Raw genomic sequence first — 15997 nt, 5'->3', positions numbered from 1 at the left:
TGCGCAAATAATAAGTGCGCAAATAAAAAAGTAGGCAGACGACTTATGGATGGGCTGGTGTTAGGTCCCGAATTGCTCGGGATACTGTTTTTGGTAGCAATGTTCGCCGGGTTTATCGATTCGATCGCCGGTGGTGGTGGGCTGTTGACCGTACCGGCTCTGCTGGCCGTTGGCGTTCCTCCCACGCAGGCGCTGGCGACCAATAAATTGCAGTCGGTGGGGGGATCGTTTTCCGCCAGCCTGTACTTTGTCCGCCGTCGCGCTGTCGATCTTAATACCCAGAAGCTGACCATCTTCCTGACGTTGGTGGGGTCGGTGATCGGGGCGATCCTGGTGCAGCATATGCGTGCCGATATACTGCGCCAGATGCTGCCGCTGTTGGTGATCGGTATCGGTGTCTATTTCTTGCTGACGCCACGGCTGGGGGAAAACGATCGTCAGCGTCGGCTGGGGGCGTTACCCTTTGGCCTGGTAGCTGGGGGCTGTGTAGGGTTCTACGACGGTTTCTTCGGGCCAGGAGCCGGTTCGTTCTATGCCTTGGCCTATGTGACGCTGTGCGGTTTTAACCTGGCTAAGGCAACTGCCCACGCCAAGGTGCTGAACTTCACCTCCAATCTGGCCAGCCTGGTGCTGTTTATTATTGGCGGCCAAGTGATCTGGAGCATTGGTCTGGTGATGTTGGTTGGGCAGGTGTTCGGAGCCCGTCTTGGGGCGCACATGGTGCTGACCAAGGGCCAGAAGCTGATCCGGCCGATGATCGTGATAGTGTCTCTGATCATGAGCTGCAAATTGCTGTACGACAATCACGGGGCGGAAATCCAGCAATGGTTGGCGTTGCATTTTTAACATTTCAAAGGGGCGGCAAGCCGAGAGATATCGGCTATAATGGCCTCCTTAATTTTGTGGTTATTTGAGTTTTTTTATGCCAAACACACACCAGTATCCGCAACTGATTGAAATCTTTAATCAGTGTTTTAGCGATGAGTTCAATACCCGCCTGGTTAAAGGCGACGATGAGCCTATCTATCTGCCTGCCGATGATGAGCTGCCTTATAACCGCATCGTCTTTGCACACGGCTACTATGCCAGCGGCATGCATGAAATTTCCCATTGGTGCATCGCCGGGGCCGAACGCCGCAAGCTGGTGGACTTCGGTTACTGGTATTGCCCGGATGGGCGCGATGCCCAGACGCAAAGTGAATTCGAAGCGGTCGAGATTAATCCGCAGGCGCTGGAGTGGATGTTCTGCGTGGCGGCGGGTTTCCCGTTCAACGTCAGCTGCGACAATCTCAGTGGAGACTGCGAGCCGGATCGCATTGGTTTCCAGCGTAAAGTCCGTACCCGGGTGCTGGAATTGCTGGAGCGGGGAATACCCACACGACCTGCGCGCTTTATTCAGGCGCTGCAATCGTTTTACAATACGCCTCCGCTGGCGGCCGAGCATTTTCCCTACCCGGAAGATCTCTGAGGCCAGAGTCTGTTTGTTAACGAGGAAATTTGATGATCGCAGAATTTGAAGCGCGCATTCTGGCGCTGATTGATGACATGGTAGAGCACGCCAGCGATGATGAACTGTTTGCCGGTGGCTACCTGCGCGGTCATCTGACTTTGGCGGTGGCGGAATCGGAAGAACATGCCGAACACAGCGCCGAACAGCTCAAGGTGCGGGTGCAGAGCAGCCTGGACAAGGCCATCAAGGCCGGGGAACTTTCCCCACCGGATCAGGTACTGGTGCTGGGCATGTGGGAAAACCTGTATCAAACAGCGTTGCCGACAGAGTAATTGCTCTAAAGGGGACGGCATCACGCTGGCCCCTCAAGTGAACTATACCTCTCGTCCTTTCAGTAGCTTCCTGACCCACATGCGGTTTGGGTTCAACGCTGCCAACATCTCGCTATCCCCCGGTAAGGGCTCGCCAAACAGCTGAGCCGCTAAAATTTCTGCGGCCAACGGCGCCGAGCACAGGCCGCGTGAGCCCAAGGCTCCGATCATAAACAATCCCGGATACATTGGCGCATCGGCAATTGCTTCGCCGCGCTGGCGTTGCTGCTGTAAATCGCCATACAGCGCCAGAGTGGCTTGATAGTCCGGTACGGCACCTACCATCGGCATGTGGTCTCGCGTAGCGCTGCGCACGCCACAGCGGGCCTGCTGGCCACTGATATCCACCTCTTGCGGCCAATCCTGTTCTGGCAGACAGCGCAGCAGGCGATCGCGGTTCTCTTCCTGCTCTGCCTGGCTATATTCAGTGCCTGATTCACCACGCTGGTAGCTGGCGCCAATGCAGTGCTGCTGGTTGCCAGGATTCACCGGCGTCAGGTAACCGTCGTAACAAAGCACCTGCTTTAATTCACTTAAGATTGGCGTAGTCGGAATATGTGAAACCTGGCCGCGCACCGCATAGGCCGGTAGAGCGGCGCCAGGTTCCAGTGTGGTGAGTTGGTGCCCGTTCGCCAGGATCACCGTCGCATGTTGGTGAGTTTTTCCCTTAGCAAAATGCAACTGCCAACCTTCATCATGGCGGTTCAAATCGGAAAGCGTATGCAGATAGTGGCAAACCAATCCCTGCCGTTCGGCCAGGGCAATCGCGGCACGCGTCAGGTCGGCAGGGCACAGCCATCCCCCGAGCGAATAGTGGATGGCACCAAACCCCGTATCGACCCCACACAGTGTGCTAAGCGTAGCGCGATCGGCCGGATGTGCCAGAGTGTGCGGCCAGGCAACGGCCAGGATCTTGGCGATCTTCCCCGCGCTCTTCTCGTCATAGGCCAATTGGCTGACGCCACACCACTGGTGATCGAATTCAACCTGCTGTTGCAGCAAGGCGTCATACTGGCGGCGGGCAAAGGGGAAGGCGGCGCAGAAGAAGTTTTCCAACGCATCGCCCCGGCCATTCAGTAACGGGTACAGCGCCCCCTGGCGATTGCCGGATGCGCCCTCTGCGGGCTGTGCATCGGCGCAATACAGGGTCACCCTGGCCCCACGGCGCAATAAGGCCAACGAGGTGAGCGCACTGGCTACGCCGCCGCCAATAATGGCGACATCGTCGGTATTCTCCGCTGCCGGGCGCAGGAACCACGGGCTTGGATTGACGCTTGCCGGGGTGCCGGCAGGTAGCTGACCGGTGAGCATCTCGCGTTTCTGGCCAAAGCCTTTGCATTTGGTAACCTCAAACCCGGCCTGCTGCAATCCACGGCGGACAAACCCTGCGGCAGTGAAGGTGGCAAAACTGCCGCCTGGGCGAGCAAAACGCGCCATGGTGGCAAACAGCGGTTCGCTCCACATATCGGGGTTTTTGGACGGCGCAAAGCCATCGAGGAACCAGGCGTCAATTTGATCGTTCATGCTGGCATCAAAGTGCGGCAACAGGGTATTGACGTCACCGAACCATAAATCGAGCGTGATCTGCCCTTCGGCAAGCAGCAGGCGGTGGCACCCTGGCAGCGGCAAAGGCCACTGGGCGCGAAGCTCATCGGCAAAGGGAGCCAGTTCTGGCCATTGGGCATGGGCTGCCGCCAGATCCTCCAACTGCAACGGGTATTTCTCAAAGCTGATAAAATGCAGACGCTGCAAACTCGCCGCCGGTGTCTCCTGGCGGAAACGGGCAAAGGCCTGCCACAGAGTCAGAAAATTCAGCCCGGTACCGAAGCCGGTTTCAGCCACAATAAACAGTGAGCGAGGGTGATCGCTGAAGCGTTGTGGCAAGCGGTTGCCCCCCAGAAAGACGTAGCGGGTTTCCTCCAGCCCATCCTGGTTGGAAAAATAGACGTCATCAAACTGTTTCGAAACAGGTGTACCTTGTTCATTCCAGCTTAACGCTGCGGTTTGGATGGGGGCATTGCTCACGGTAGGTTGCTCGTAACTCAAGGGATAGCGCGATTTTAACGGGGGTAGCCCCGAGGTGCAAACTGGGTAAAGATAATGCAAAATTATTCTGATCGGACTTGTTCGGCGTACATCTGTACGCTAAAGTGCGTTGCAAAATCCCGAATGTAAATTGTGGAAGAGGTACTTGAATGAAACGTGCAGTGATTACTGGCCTGGGAATCGTCTCCAGCATTGGTAACAACCAGCAGGAGGTCCTGGCAAGTCTGCAGGAAGGCCGCTCTGGGATCACCTTCTCCCAGGAGCTGAAAGATTCCGGCATGCGTAGTCACGTATGGGGTGATGTCAAACTCGACACTACCGGTCTGATTGACCGTAAAGTGATGCGCTTTATGAGCGACGCGTCGGTTTACGCTTATCTCTCCATGGAACAAGCGATTCAAGATTCCGGCCTGGCAGCCGATCAGGTGTCCAACGATCGCACCGGTCTGGTGGTCGGTTCCGGCGGTGGTTCTCCACGTAACCAGGTTGCGGGTTCTGACGGCATGCGCGCCAAAGGCCTGCGTGGCGTTGGTCCCTACATGGTGACCAAGGCGATGGCATCAGGCGTTTCTGCCTGCCTGGCTACCCCATTCAAAATTCGTGGCGTGAACTACTCCATCAGCTCTGCCTGCGCAACGTCAGCACACTGTATCGGCCACGCCGTTGAGCTGATCCAACTGGGTAAACAAGACGTCGTCTTTGCTGGCGGTGGTGAAGAGCTGTGCTGGGAAATGGCCTGCGAATTCGACGCTATGGGCGCGCTGTCTACCAGCTACAACGACACGCCAGAAAAAGCTTCCCGTACCTATGACGCAGCGCGTGACGGTTTCGTTATCGCTGGCGGCGGCGGCATGGTAGTGGTTGAGGAGTTGGAGCACGCTCTGGCTCGCGGCGCACATATCTATGCGGAAATCATCGGTTACGGTGCCACTTCAGACGGTGCCGACATGGTGGCTCCATCGGGCGAAGGCGCGGTGCGTTGCATGAAGATGGCAATGCAGGGCGTAGACACACCAATCGATTACATGAACGTACACGGCACCTCCACGCCGGTCGGCGACGTGAAAGAGCTGGGTGCGATCCGCGAAGTCTTTGGCGATAACACTCCGGCCATCTCTTCAACCAAAGCCATGACCGGCCACTCACTGGGTGCTGCGGGCGTGCAGGAAGCGATTTATAGCCTGCTGATGGTCGAGCACGGTTTCATTGCGCCAAGCATCAACATCGATAACCTCGATGAGAAGGCGGCAGGGATGAACATCGTGACCGAGCCAACCAAGCGTGAGCTGACCACGGTCATGTCCAACAGCTTCGGTTTCGGCGGCACCAACGCTACGCTGGTAATGCGTAAACTGCAGAAGTAAGCCTAAGGCGTTCTATTATCAATCGGGCACCGTAATAGGTGCCCGTTTTTTTATGCGTTTTTAACGCGATACCTTATATCAGTGAAAATTAAGATTTCTCAGATCAAAAAACTGACAGCAGATAACTTAAACGGCGAGCGTTTTTTCGTTTAATTTAGCCGTGGCCTGACAGGATAATAAATTAACCCGGTTAATTTTTGTCCCAAAAAATAAATAATACCTCAACGAAATTACCATTTCTCCTATACGAATAATCAAACCAGTCATAATGCCCACGCTTTATCTAGCTTTACGATCTCGTTATGGCGAGGCTCCTATACGAACACAAGTTACCGCTCTAATGGCATCGAGAGAGGCCACCAAGGGTAAAACAAGCATTAGCCGAATCAAGGCATTGCTAAGGTAACTTCCCCCTGGGGATACGTTGTATAGTGCTAAACCCAAGACGTGGGGATCGGCTTTCGCTGTCCTGTCTTGTCGCCTCTATGAGACTCCATCTTTCAATCGGGAGTATCTAGAATGTCACATGTTGTATTGCAAGACCTTTATCAAAACGCCAACTTTGAAGACGACGCCATCGCGCGTTATATGAACAAGAAAGTCTCTGTTCTGCATCAAGATCTTTACGTTGGCGAAGCCAGGAAAATATTCGTTAACCAACTTTCCAACGACGATATTCCCGCACAAATCTTTATTGAAGACGGCACCAAACTGGTGGGCGTTCTTTCTGTTAAACGTTTATTGCAGGAAGAACATAATGGCGAGCGTATCAAGGATATGATGGAAACCACCTTCTTCCATGTAAAGCCCACGGACGAACGTGAACATATCGCCAAACTGGTGGACAATAATAATTTAGATATTGTGGCGGTGGTCGATAATGGCCGTTTGGTAGGGTGCTTAACCGAGCGCGAAATCGCGCAGATTATCGAGGATGAAAACACCGAGGATGCCCATTTGCAAGGGGCAAGCCTGCCGCTTGATAAGCCTTACCTTGAAATGAGCTCCTTCGAGCTGTGGAAAAAACGTAGCGTATGGCTGCTATTGCTGTTCGTCGCCGAGGCTTATACCAGCACGGTTATTCAGCATTTTGAAGAGTCATTGGAAGCGGCGATTGCCCTGGCCTTCTTTATCCCGCTATTGGTGGGTACAGGTGGTAACAGCGGTACGCAAATCACCTCCACCATTGTGCGAGCGATGGCTTTGGGAGAGGTTCGCATGCGCGATTTGGGGCGCGTACTGAGCAAGGAAATGACGACTTCGGTCATGATAGCGTTAACGCTGGCCTGTGCTGGTGCGTTCCGTGGCTGGATGATGGGTATCGGCTATGAGATTACGCTCATTGTGAGCCTGACCCTGGTTTGTATCACGCTCTGGGCCGCGATTGTCTCTTCCGTGATCCCAATGGCACTGAAACGCTTCGGTGTGGATCCTGCCGTAGTCTCCGCCCCGTTTATCACTACGCTGATAGACGGCACCGGCTTGATCATCTACTTCAAAATAGCCCAGTGGACCTTGGGACTAAATTAATCATGGAAACCGGCGAAAGCCGGTTTTTGCTATGATTAACGGGATTTTTTAAGCAGCGTAGTTGACTGAAATCAAAGCATTTCCAGTTTACAGGATCGTTCCGAGGCGGCTTTGTCAGCGGGTGTAAATTCCGTTCCTGTGACGGTTTTCTGCCGATATACTCAGCACGGTTTCTTACTCTGGAATTTTTGCATGTCGGCTTTGGCGTCCATCTCAATATCTATGCACCGGTTGCGCTTCGCCAAGAAGCGGGCTGCAGCATGGCTATTGGCCGTCTGCTGGCTACTGCTCAATAGCCAACTGGCGATCGCCAGCCATCACTGCAACCTGCAACTCACCACCGTTGCGCCAGCCGCGCAGCATACGATGCATATGCAGGCCGCCGATGCGCTAGCCAATGAGATGATGCAGGCCGAAGGGCCGCTGTGTGAAAAGCACTGCGTCCCAGATTCGGCACAGCAAGACCACGGTAGCCTTGCCCTGGCGGCAGTAATACCTGCCAACAGTGAGCTGTTGGTTGCCGATCCTCAGCCCCAGGCGCAGTTCTCCCGCCTCGATTGGCAAACCCCTCCGATAGCAGGCCCGCCGGCAGAGATCGTCTTCTGCCGCTTCCGTGAATAGCCAAACCAACCGCTTTGCCGTCCAGCACGGTGACCTGAGTTGTTTTTGTCTATTCTATGGAGCTATCGTTATGCGTAATCTGATCACTGCCGTTTTCATCTCTCTGATGTTCTCTTCATTCGTCTCCGCTGCGGAGATGCAACATCACCAACATGCCAGCCAAGACGTCGCCGTCTATCACTCTAAAGGGACCGTTAAGGCCTGGGGTGAGCAGAAAGTATCGCTCGCCCACCCAGCCATCCCTGCCTTGAACTGGCCGCCGATGACCATGAATTTCCTTCAGCCACAGCCGCCATTGCCTGCTTTGGCTGCCGGGACTGCGGTGGAGTTCAGCTTCCGTCAGGTTGACGGCGGCTATCAGCTGACCGCCATCCGCGCCAGCCAAGACTAACGGGGGCACCATGTCCAGACTACTTTCTCACCCCTTGCGGGTGGGCTGGCTGCTGCTCGCCTGTTGGACGGCGAGTGCGCAGGCAACCGGCCTGACGTTGGAGCAATCGCTGGCGGCGGCCGAGCGCTATTCCGCCGAGCTCTCGGCCAACCAGCATCAGGTGAATGCGTTGCAAAACATGGCGGATTCGGCGATGGAGCTACCCGATCCCAAGCTGAAATTCGGCATTGAAAACGTGCCGGTACAAGGTGGTAACGCCCGGCGTTTGACCCGTGAAGGGATGACCATGGAGCGGGTTGGCATCATGCAGGATTACGTCAGCAGTACCAAGCGCCAGCGTAAGGCGGATACCCTGCGTGCCGAGGCCAGTAAAACCGAGGCCAACAGTGCGACAATCCGTGCCCGCTTGCAGCAGCAGACGGCACAGGCCTGGTTGGAACTGGCGTTGAGCCAGCAGACGCTGAAAGATGCCACGGCTTTGCTCAAAGAAAGTGAAAAGCAAATCGCCGCCCAACATGCCGGAGTGGCCAGTGGCAGTTCGCCCGCCGCTAACGTCATCGATGCTCGCTTGACGCTGTTGGCGATGCAGGACCGGCTTAGCGAGGCGCAGCGTGACGTCACCATCGCCCAGGCGCGCTTGACCCAGTTGACCGGGCAGCAGGTTGAGGGGATCGGTGGGCCGTTGCCACGTTTCGAGCGCCTGCCCGCCGAGAGCAATCTGTTGCGACAAGCGATCAAACAGCACCCTGAAGTTGTGCAGGCCAGCCGTGAGGCCGATGTGGCCAAGGCGCGATCGGCGCAGTCCGAGGTGGCCGCCATTCCTGACGTGGGCATAGAAGTATCGTATGGCAAACGGGCCGATGGCTATGAGGATATGGCGGGCGTGATGTTTACCGTCGATCTGCCGCTGTTCCGCTCCCAGCGGCAGGATAAGGACTATGCCGCCGACGTTTCCCGTTCGATGGAGGCCAACGATCAGTTGACGTTATTGATCCGCGACCATCAGGCCCAGCTAGATACTCTGTTGGCGCAGTATCAGGCTGCACAGGCGCAATGGCAGCGTCAACAGCAGCAAGCGATCCCACTGCAACAACAGCGCGTGGCACTGCAACTGGCGCAATACCGCAGTGGCAAAAGCGATCTCTCCTCGGTGTTGGAAGCGCGCCGGGCCTTGCTCGATAGTCGTCTGAGCGCCGGTAAGGCTGCGCGTGAATTGGCGCAGCTGTGGGCAGCCATCCGTTATCTCACCGTGCAGGAGGCAATGTAATGAAAATGCGTTTTAGCCTGACGCTGTTAGCCGCCTTATTGGGCGGTGCTATGGGCGGTTACTGGTTGGCCGGGGAAAGAACTGCGGCGCAACCTGCTAGCGGCGGTGCCGAACGGCAGGTGCTGTATTGGTACGATCCGATGGTGCCAGGCCAGCGTTTTGATAAGCCGGGCAAATCGCCGTTTATGGATATGGAACTGGTGCCACGCTATGTCGATGAGCAGCAGGATGACGGTGGTGTCACCATCAGCGCCCGCCAACAGCAGAATCTGGGTGTGCGTACAACGGCTGCACAACTGCGTGAACTGAATTTGCAGCTTGATGCCTATGGCAGCGTTGCCACCGATGAACGTGGCGTGCAGGTTATTGCCGCACGTGCCAACGGTCTGATAGACAAACTCTATGTGCGTGCCAGCCAGCAACAGGTAAAGAAAGGGCAAGCGTTGGCACAGCTATGGATCCCGGACTGGAGTGCTGCACAGCAGGAATACCTGGCGATCCGCAAACTGGGCGATAGCGCACTGACCTCTGCCGCCCGCCAGCGCCTGGCATTGCAGTTTATGCCTGAAGCCATCATTCGCCAGGTTGAACGCAGCGGCCAACCCCAGACCCGCATTACCATTACCGCCCCGGAGAGTGGGTTTATCAACAAGCTGGACGCACGGGAAGGGATGCAGGTTACCGCAACGCAGGGCCTGTTTGAGTTGGCCAGTCTCGATCCGGTGTGGATGGTGATTGATTATCCGCAGGCGCAGGCCGGGCTGTTGCAGGTTGGCGATGCGGTGGCAGCCAGCTCCGCCAGTTGGCCGGGTGAACGCTTCACCGGGGAGGTCAGCGAGCTGCTGCCTAACGTCGATCTGCTAACCCGCACCTTTAAAGCGCGTATCGTGCTGAAAAATCCTCAACAGCGCCTGAAGCCGGGCATGTATTTGCAGGTGCAACTGGCGCAAAACGCCGGGGCCAAGCCGGTGCTGGCTATCCCGCAGGAGGCGCTGATCGGCAGTGGCGATCGCAACCGGGTGCTGGTGGCGGAAGGTAACGGCCATTTTGCTCCGGTTGATGTTATCGCCGGCCTGGCACAGGACGGCTGGGTAGAAATCAAACAGGGTCTGCAAGCCGGGCAACAGGTGGTGACTTCAGGCCAGTTCCTGATTGATTCCGAAGCCAGCATGCGCAGCGCCTTGCCGCAGATGGCCACGCAGGAGGGGGGAAAACAGTATCAGACGCTGGGCGTAGTCGAGGCGGTGGATAATGATACCGTCACGCTGTCGCACGATCCGGTCGCAGAGTTGCAATGGCCCGCGATGACCATGGATTTTACCTTGCCAGCGGGTGGCTTACCCGCCGGGATTGGCATCGGCAGCAAGGTGATGTTCCATTTTAGCGTGGATGAAAACGGCTCGCACATCAGCCAAATCATGCCGCAAGGAGGCCACCAATGATCGCCTCCGTGATCCGCTGGTCGATACGCAATCGCCTGTTGGTATTGCTGGCTTCGATATTGCTGGCCGGGTGGGGCGTATGGGCGTTGCAGAAGGCGCCGCTGGATGCGCTGCCCGATCTCTCTGACGTGCAGGTGATCGTCCGGGCGACCTATCCGGGCAAGGCGCCGCAGGTAATAGAAGATCAGGTGACCTACCCGCTGACCACCACCATGCTAACGGTGCCGGGAGCCAGCACGGTGCGGGGCTTCTCCATGTTCGGCGATGCCTATGTCTACATTCTGTTTGCAGACGGTACCGATCCTTACTGGGCGCGTTCGCGGGTGTTGGAGTCACTCAGCCAGGTCCAGTCCTCTCTGCCGCCACAGGTTAAAGTGGCGCTGGGCCCGGATGCAACCGGCGTTGGCTGGGTCTATGAGTATGCGCTGGTCGATCGTACTGGTAAACACAGCCTGGCGGATTTACGCGCCTTGCAGGACTGGACGCTCAAGTTTGAGCTGAAAACCGTGCCTAACGTGGCGGAAGTGGCCAGCGTTGGCGGCATGGTGCGGCAATATCAGGTGATATTAAATCCGCAAAGTATGCGGGCGCTGAACATTACCCATCAGCAGGTGGTGAGCGCCATTCAGGATGCCAACCAGGAAGGCGGCGGTGCGCTGCTGGAAATGGGGGAGGCTGAGTATATGGTGCGTACCTCCGGCTATCTGAAAAAACTCGCCGACTTTAATAACGTGGTGATCACTGCGCGCGACGGTGTGCCGATCCTGCTGTCGCAGGTGGCAGAGCTACGTGAGGGGCCGGAAATCCGCCGTGGCGTGGCGGAGCTCAACGGTGAAGGTGAAGTGGCTGGCGGCATTGTGGTAATGCGCTACGGTAAGAATGCGCTGGAAACCATTAATGCGCTGAAGGCCAAGCTGCAACAGCTTCAGCACACCCTGCCGCCGGGCGTGGAGATCGTGCCGGTTTATGACCGATCGCAACTGATCGAGCACGCGATTGATACGCTGTCATTCAAGCTGTTGGAAGAGTTCCTGGTGGTTGCGGTGGTGTGCGCCTTGTTCCTGTCCCACTTCCGCTCGGCGCTGGTGGCGATGGTGACTCTGCCGCTGGGGATCCTGGGTGCCTTTGTGGTGATGCACTATCAAGGGGTTAACGCCAACATCATGTCGTTGGGAGGGATCGCCATTGCCATCGGCGCGATGGTGGATGCGGCGATCGTGATGATCGAAAACATGCACAAGGTGCTGGAGCAGTGGCGGCAACGTCATCCCGGCCAGCAGCCCACCTCAAAAGATTACTGGCACATCTCAGAGCAGGCGGCGGTTGAGGTTGGCCCTGCGCTGTTCTGTAGTCTGTTGATCATCACCCTGTCGTTTATCCCGGTGTTTTCGCTACAGGCACAGGAAGGGCGGATGTTTGCGCCGCTGGCGTTCACCAAGACCTATGCGATGGCGGTATCGGCGGGGTTGGGCATCACGCTGGTACCGGTGCTGATGGGCTATTTTATCCGGGGCCGTATTCCGGACGAACATGCCAATCCGATCAATCGTTGGTTGATCCGCATGTATCAGCCGTTGCTGGCGGCGGTGCTGGCACGGCCTAAAACCACCCTGGGGATTTCCGCTCTGCTGTTGGTGCTGACCTTATTCCCACTCAGCCGTCTGGGCAGCGAGTTTATGCCACCGTTGGACGAAGGGGATCTGCTGTATATGCCTTCGACGCTGCCGGGGATCTCGGCCCGCGAGGCGGCATGGCTTCTGCAACTGACCGACCGCTTGATCAAAACCGTGCCGGAAGTGGACACGGTCTTTGGCAAGGCCGGGCGGGCGGAGACGGCAACCGATCCGGCCCCGTTGACCATGCTGGAAACCACCATTCGCTTTAAGCCCCGCGACCAGTGGCGGCCTGGCATGACGATGGACAAACTGGTGGCCGAACTGGACAGCGTGGTCAAGGTGCCCGGCATTGCCAACGTCTGGGTGCCGCCGATCCGTAACCGTCTGGATATGCTGGCGACCGGCATCAAAAGCCCGGTAGGCATCAAGGTCAACGGCAGCAATATTGCCGATATCGAGCTGGCGGCCAGCCAGATTGAGCAGGTGGTGAAGCAGGTTCCGGGTGTGACTTCCGCGCTGGCGGAGCGCCTGGCCGGAGGGCGCTATGTGGATATCGATATCGATCGTCAGCGTGCAGCGCGTTACGGTGTTTCGGTGAAAGAGCTGCAATCAGTGGTTGCCACGTTGGTGGGAGGGGAAAACATCGCTGAAACCATTGAAGGGCGCGCGCGTTATCCGATCAACGTCCGTTACCCAAGGGAGATCCGTGATTCGCTGCAAAAGCTGCGTGAATTACCGGTGGTGACGGCGACCGGTGGGCAAGTCCCTTTGGCAGAACTGGCGGATATTCGCATCACCGAAGGGCCACCGATGCTGAAAAGCGAGAATGCCCGGCTTTCCGATTGGATCTATGTCGATCTGCGCGGGCGCGATTTGAAATCGGCGGTGGAGGAGATGCAACAGGTGGTGGCGCAGCAGGTGAAGCTGCCTGCCGGGGTTTCCCTCAGTTGGTCCGGGCAGTTTGAGTATCTGGAACGCGCCAGCGCCCAGTTGAAGATTGTGCTGCCGGTGACGCTGGCGATCATCTTTGTGTTGCTGTTTGTCACCTTCAACAGCGTGAGCGATGCGCTGCTGATCATGGCGACGCTGCCGTTTGCGCTGATAGGTGGAGTCTGGCTGTTGTATCTGCTCGATTACAACCTGTCGGTGGCGGGGGCGGTGGGCTTTATTGCCCTTGCCGGGGTAGCGGCAGAGTTTGGCGTGATTATGGTGCTGTACCTTAATCAGGCGCTGGCGAAACATCGTCAACCGGGCCAGCCGTTGAGTCATCAGCAACTGATGGCGGCAATTAGCGAGGGGGCGGTGTTGCGCGTCAGACCCAAGGTGATGACGGTGGCGACCATTATGGCCGGTTTACTGCCAATTATGTGGGGCGGTGGTGCCGGTTCAGAGGTGATGCAGCGGATTGCCGCACCGATGATTGGCGGCATGGTGAGTGCGCCATTGCTATCGATGCTGGTGATCCCGGCGGTGTATTCGTTGCTGCACAGAAAGGATGAAAAACCCGGTGAGAAAGTAGAGTAAATTCACCGATAACGAGCGTAAATCCCCCCTGCTGGGGGGATTTCACAGGGTTACTGCACTAAAAATGCCTTAAACTGCGGCGTCATCACTGCGTTGAATCCGTTATCGGTTTTGCTGATCAGATACACCGCCAATCCTTTCTCTTCGGCCAGTTTCAGCGCTTTTTCCGTACCCAGCACCATCAACCCGGTATCCCAACCGTCGGCCTCCAACGCCGTAGGGGCAATCACCGTAACGGAAACCAGCTTATGGGTGATAGGCCGCCCGGTGACGGGATCGATCACGTGGGAATAGCGCTGGCCATCCTGCTCGAAGTAGTTACGGTAACTCCCCGCAGTGCTGATGCCGTAGCCTTGCAAATCCACCAGCGCCTGCACCGCATTTTCGCGGTCGGTGGGCTTTTGGATTGCTACCCGCCAAGGCTTGTTCTGGCCATTCACGCCGCGTGATGAAACGGCTCCGCCCACCGATACCAGATAGTTGGTGATACCTTTGCGCGCCATCAACTGGACCAACTGATCCACGCCGTAACCTTCGCCTAGCGTGGAGAGATCGACATACATCTCAGGGAGATCTTTTTGCAGCCATTCACCTCGGCTGTCGCTCAGCAGTTTCAGATGCTGCAAACCAATATGCTGACGGGCTGCATCGATCTGCTGCTGGCTGGGGACCTTGACGGCCCGCTTATCCGGGCCGAACCCCCACAGGTTAACCAACGGGCCGACGGTGATATCCATCGCGCCCCCGGTATCACGGCCAATGCGCTGAGCGGTGAGGATGATATCGGCCATTCCACGGGGGATGTGCTGCGGCTCGGCAGAGGTGCTCTGGTTGAAGCGGGATAACACCGAATCGGGGCGGTAAGTGGAAATATCGTCGTTGGCCTGTTCCAGCAGCGCATCGATCTCCTGCTGCAATTGTTGCTTGCTCTCGGTGATAGTGCCGCTGACCTTTACGCTATAGAACGTCCCCATGGTTTTGCCTTCGATGTCGATCTGGGGGCGGGTGTTGGCATCGTTACAGGCGGCTAGCAGCATCAGCGCTGCGCTGAGCAGCAGCCTTTTGGCAATGGAATTGGCCATAGAAAATCCTAAAAGCAGGGAAAGACGACGGGTATAAAACAAAATACGATAAATGGAAAGGGCAACGTGCTTTTTTACTGGCGTATTTCAAGAGCTTCGGCTAACGTCGTTTTCCAGCCTTAGCTTGAAAAATAAGAGTAAATCCATGAGTTCAAATGCGGTGACCAGTTTGTTGAGGCCATTTTTGCATGACCGCTTTCTGCATGCGTTGCTGCTGATGGGGATGTTGCTGTACGCCATTGGGCCACAGTCGCTGAGTGTACTCTCTGGCTTTATCGATTGGCGCACCATCATGACCCTGCTGGGGTTGATGCTGCTGACCAAAGGCGTTGAGGTGAGCGGTTATTTCGATTTTATCGGCCGCCAGATCGTGAACACCCTGCAAAGTGAACGCTCACTGGCTCTGTTTCTGGTGTGTGCCGCTGCGGTGCTGTCGTCGTTTCTCACCAACGATGTGGCGCTGTTTATCGTGATCCCGTTGACCATTACGCTGAAAAAGCTATCTTCACTGCCGATAAGCCGCCTGATCATCTTCCAGGCACTGGCGGTTAACGCCGGGTCGTTGCTGACGCCGATTGGCAATCCGCAGAACATTTTGCTGTGGAGCAAGTCTTCGCTGACCTTTATGGAGTTTATCGGACGCATGGCACCGTTCGGCATTATCATGATGCTGAGCCTGCTGGTGGTCACCTGGTTCAGTTTCCCGGCGCGGAAAATTGTCAAAGCCCCGAACACCCAACCTTATCCTTATCAAATGCGCCTGTTGCTGGCCAGTGTCGCGCTGTATGTGGCCTTTCTGATCTGCCTGGATTTGGACGTGCCGTTGTATGGCATGTTACTGGTGTTTGTCGGTTTTCTGCTGTTGGCTCGCCAGGTGCTGCTGCAGATCGACTGGAGCCTGATCTTTGTATTTCTCGCCATGTTTATCAATATTGGTTTGCTGACCCAACTGCCGGCGGTGCAACCGCTGTTTGACCAGATTGCCTCGCTGGCGGATGGCAGCGTGTATGCGTTGGGGATTGCGCTATCCCAAGTGATCAGCAACGTCCCGGCGACCATTTTATTGCTGAACTATGTGCCGTCCAGCGCCTTGGTGGCCTATGCGGTAAACGCCGGGGGATTTGGCCTGGCGATCGGATCGCTGGCGAACCTGATCGCCCTGCGGATGGCGGGAGAACGTCAGATCTGGCTGCAGTTCCATTACTATTCGATACCGTTCCTGGTCTGGGCTACGTTAGTGGGTTGGCTGCTACTGGGTTAATTTGACTCAAGCACTTTGTCATCACTCTTAAT

13 protein-coding genes and 1 riboswitch are annotated in these 15997 nt (G+C 56.4%); of the genes, 11 read left to right on the top strand and 2 right to left on the bottom strand.

The genetic code is table 11. The features are described from left to right. Positions 1–45: 45 nt before the first annotated feature. The 3 genes from KGP26_RS19305 to KGP26_RS19295 all read left to right on the top strand — a co-directional run bounded on the left by KGP26_RS19305 (position 46) and on the right by KGP26_RS19295 (position 1782). Positions 46–846: a sulfite exporter TauE/SafE family protein gene (locus KGP26_RS19305; protein WP_021806055.1), complete on the top strand. Its 801-nt coding sequence runs from the start codon at positions 46–48 to the stop codon at positions 844–846. Between the two features lie 76 nt (positions 847–922). Next, entirely contained in the window at positions 923–1468 is a 546-nt protein-coding gene (locus KGP26_RS19300) for an elongation factor P hydroxylase (protein ID WP_024529154.1), read from the top strand. A gap of 32 nt (positions 1469–1500) precedes the next feature. Then, on the top strand, positions 1501–1782 hold the full coding sequence (locus KGP26_RS19295; protein ID WP_021806053.1) for a YfcL family protein: 282 nt from the start codon (positions 1501–1503) through the stop codon (positions 1780–1782). A 42-nt stretch (positions 1783–1824) separates the two neighbouring features. Here KGP26_RS19295 and mnmC read toward each other — a convergent pair whose 3' ends face one another. After that, positions 1825–3846 (bottom strand): bifunctional tRNA (5-methylaminomethyl-2-thiouridine)(34)-methyltransferase MnmD/FAD-dependent 5-carboxymethylaminomethyl-2-thiouridine(34) oxidoreductase MnmC, encoded by a 2022-nt coding sequence (gene mnmC, locus KGP26_RS19290; RefSeq protein WP_223664455.1) that lies wholly within the window; start codon positions 3844–3846, stop codon positions 1825–1827. A gap of 170 nt (positions 3847–4016) precedes the next feature. On the opposite strand from mnmC, the gene fabB reads away from it, so the two are divergent. The 7 genes from fabB (at position 4017) to KGP26_RS19255 (ending at position 13622) form a co-directional block, all read left to right on the top strand. Further along, positions 4017–5231, top strand: a complete 1215-nt coding sequence (fabB, locus tag KGP26_RS19285; RefSeq protein ID WP_021806051.1) for a beta-ketoacyl-ACP synthase I — start codon at positions 4017–4019, stop codon at positions 5229–5231. 289 nt (positions 5232–5520) lie between these two features. Beyond that, positions 5521–5691: riboswitch (M-box (ykoK) riboswitch) on the top strand. 59 nt (positions 5692–5750) lie between these two features. Then, positions 5751–6761, top strand: coding sequence for a magnesium transporter (locus KGP26_RS19280; RefSeq protein ID WP_223664454.1), 1011 nt, complete (start codon positions 5751–5753; stop codon positions 6759–6761). 192 nt (positions 6762–6953) lie between these two features. After that, positions 6954–7382 (top strand): hypothetical protein, encoded by a 429-nt coding sequence (locus KGP26_RS19275; RefSeq protein WP_094982011.1) that lies wholly within the window; start codon positions 6954–6956, stop codon positions 7380–7382. Positions 7383–7452: 70 nt separating this feature from the next. Continuing rightward, entirely contained in the window at positions 7453–7773 is a 321-nt protein-coding gene (locus KGP26_RS19270) for a copper-binding protein (protein ID WP_021806049.1), read from the top strand. Between the two features lie 10 nt (positions 7774–7783). Further along, positions 7784–9040: a TolC family protein gene (locus KGP26_RS19265; protein WP_037375546.1), complete on the top strand. Its 1257-nt coding sequence runs from the start codon at positions 7784–7786 to the stop codon at positions 9038–9040. Further along, a complete protein-coding gene (locus KGP26_RS19260) occupies positions 9040–10482 on the top strand; it encodes an efflux RND transporter periplasmic adaptor subunit (protein ID WP_223664453.1) in 1443 nt (480 codons plus the stop codon). The genes KGP26_RS19265 and KGP26_RS19260 overlap by 1 nt, the downstream gene beginning before the upstream one ends. After that, positions 10479–13622: an efflux RND transporter permease subunit gene (locus tag KGP26_RS19255; RefSeq protein ID WP_223664452.1), complete on the top strand. Its 3144-nt coding sequence runs from the start codon at positions 10479–10481 to the stop codon at positions 13620–13622. The genes KGP26_RS19260 and KGP26_RS19255 overlap by 4 nt, the downstream gene beginning before the upstream one ends. Positions 13623–13672: 50 nt before the next feature. Here KGP26_RS19255 and apbE read toward each other — a convergent pair whose 3' ends face one another. Further along, positions 13673–14704, bottom strand: a complete 1032-nt coding sequence (gene apbE / locus KGP26_RS19250) for an FAD:protein FMN transferase ApbE (RefSeq protein WP_223664451.1) — start codon at positions 14702–14704, stop codon at positions 13673–13675. Between the two features lie 145 nt (positions 14705–14849). Here apbE and KGP26_RS19245 point away from each other — a divergent pair, with 145 nt between their 5' ends. Beyond that, positions 14850–15965: an SLC13 family permease gene (locus KGP26_RS19245; RefSeq protein ID WP_223664450.1), complete on the top strand. Its 1116-nt coding sequence runs from the start codon at positions 14850–14852 to the stop codon at positions 15963–15965. Positions 15966–15997: the final 32 nt, after the last annotated feature.

The organism is Serratia sp. JSRIV002 (assembly GCF_019968725.1).
Taxonomy (GTDB): Bacteria; Pseudomonadota; Gammaproteobacteria; order Enterobacterales; family Enterobacteriaceae; genus Chania; species Chania fonticola_B.
This window is presented reverse-complemented; position numbering and strand designations above follow the sequence as displayed.

Coding starts and splice junctions, on each gene's coding strand:
- KGP26_RS19265 (WP_037375546.1), top strand. CDS start 7,784: ATGTCCAGACTACTTTCTCACCCCTTGCGGGTGGGCTGGCTGCTGCTC.
- KGP26_RS19280 (WP_223664454.1), top strand. CDS start 5,751: ATGTCACATGTTGTATTGCAAGACCTTTATCAAAACGCCAACTTTGAA.
- KGP26_RS19300 (WP_024529154.1), top strand. CDS start 923: ATGCCAAACACACACCAGTATCCGCAACTGATTGAAATCTTTAATCAG.
- KGP26_RS19260 (WP_223664453.1), top strand. CDS start 9,040: ATGAAAATGCGTTTTAGCCTGACGCTGTTAGCCGCCTTATTGGGCGGT.
- KGP26_RS19305 (WP_021806055.1), top strand. CDS start 46: ATGGATGGGCTGGTGTTAGGTCCCGAATTGCTCGGGATACTGTTTTTG.
- KGP26_RS19255 (WP_223664452.1), top strand. CDS start 10,479: ATGATCGCCTCCGTGATCCGCTGGTCGATACGCAATCGCCTGTTGGTA.
- KGP26_RS19245 (WP_223664450.1), top strand. CDS start 14,850: ATGAGTTCAAATGCGGTGACCAGTTTGTTGAGGCCATTTTTGCATGAC.
- apbE (WP_223664451.1), bottom strand. CDS start 14,704: ATGGCCAATTCCATTGCCAAAAGGCTGCTGCTCAGCGCAGCGCTGATG.
- KGP26_RS19295 (WP_021806053.1), top strand. CDS start 1,501: ATGATCGCAGAATTTGAAGCGCGCATTCTGGCGCTGATTGATGACATG.
- fabB (WP_021806051.1), top strand. CDS start 4,017: ATGAAACGTGCAGTGATTACTGGCCTGGGAATCGTCTCCAGCATTGGT.
- KGP26_RS19270 (WP_021806049.1), top strand. CDS start 7,453: ATGCGTAATCTGATCACTGCCGTTTTCATCTCTCTGATGTTCTCTTCA.
- KGP26_RS19275 (WP_094982011.1), top strand. CDS start 6,954: ATGTCGGCTTTGGCGTCCATCTCAATATCTATGCACCGGTTGCGCTTC.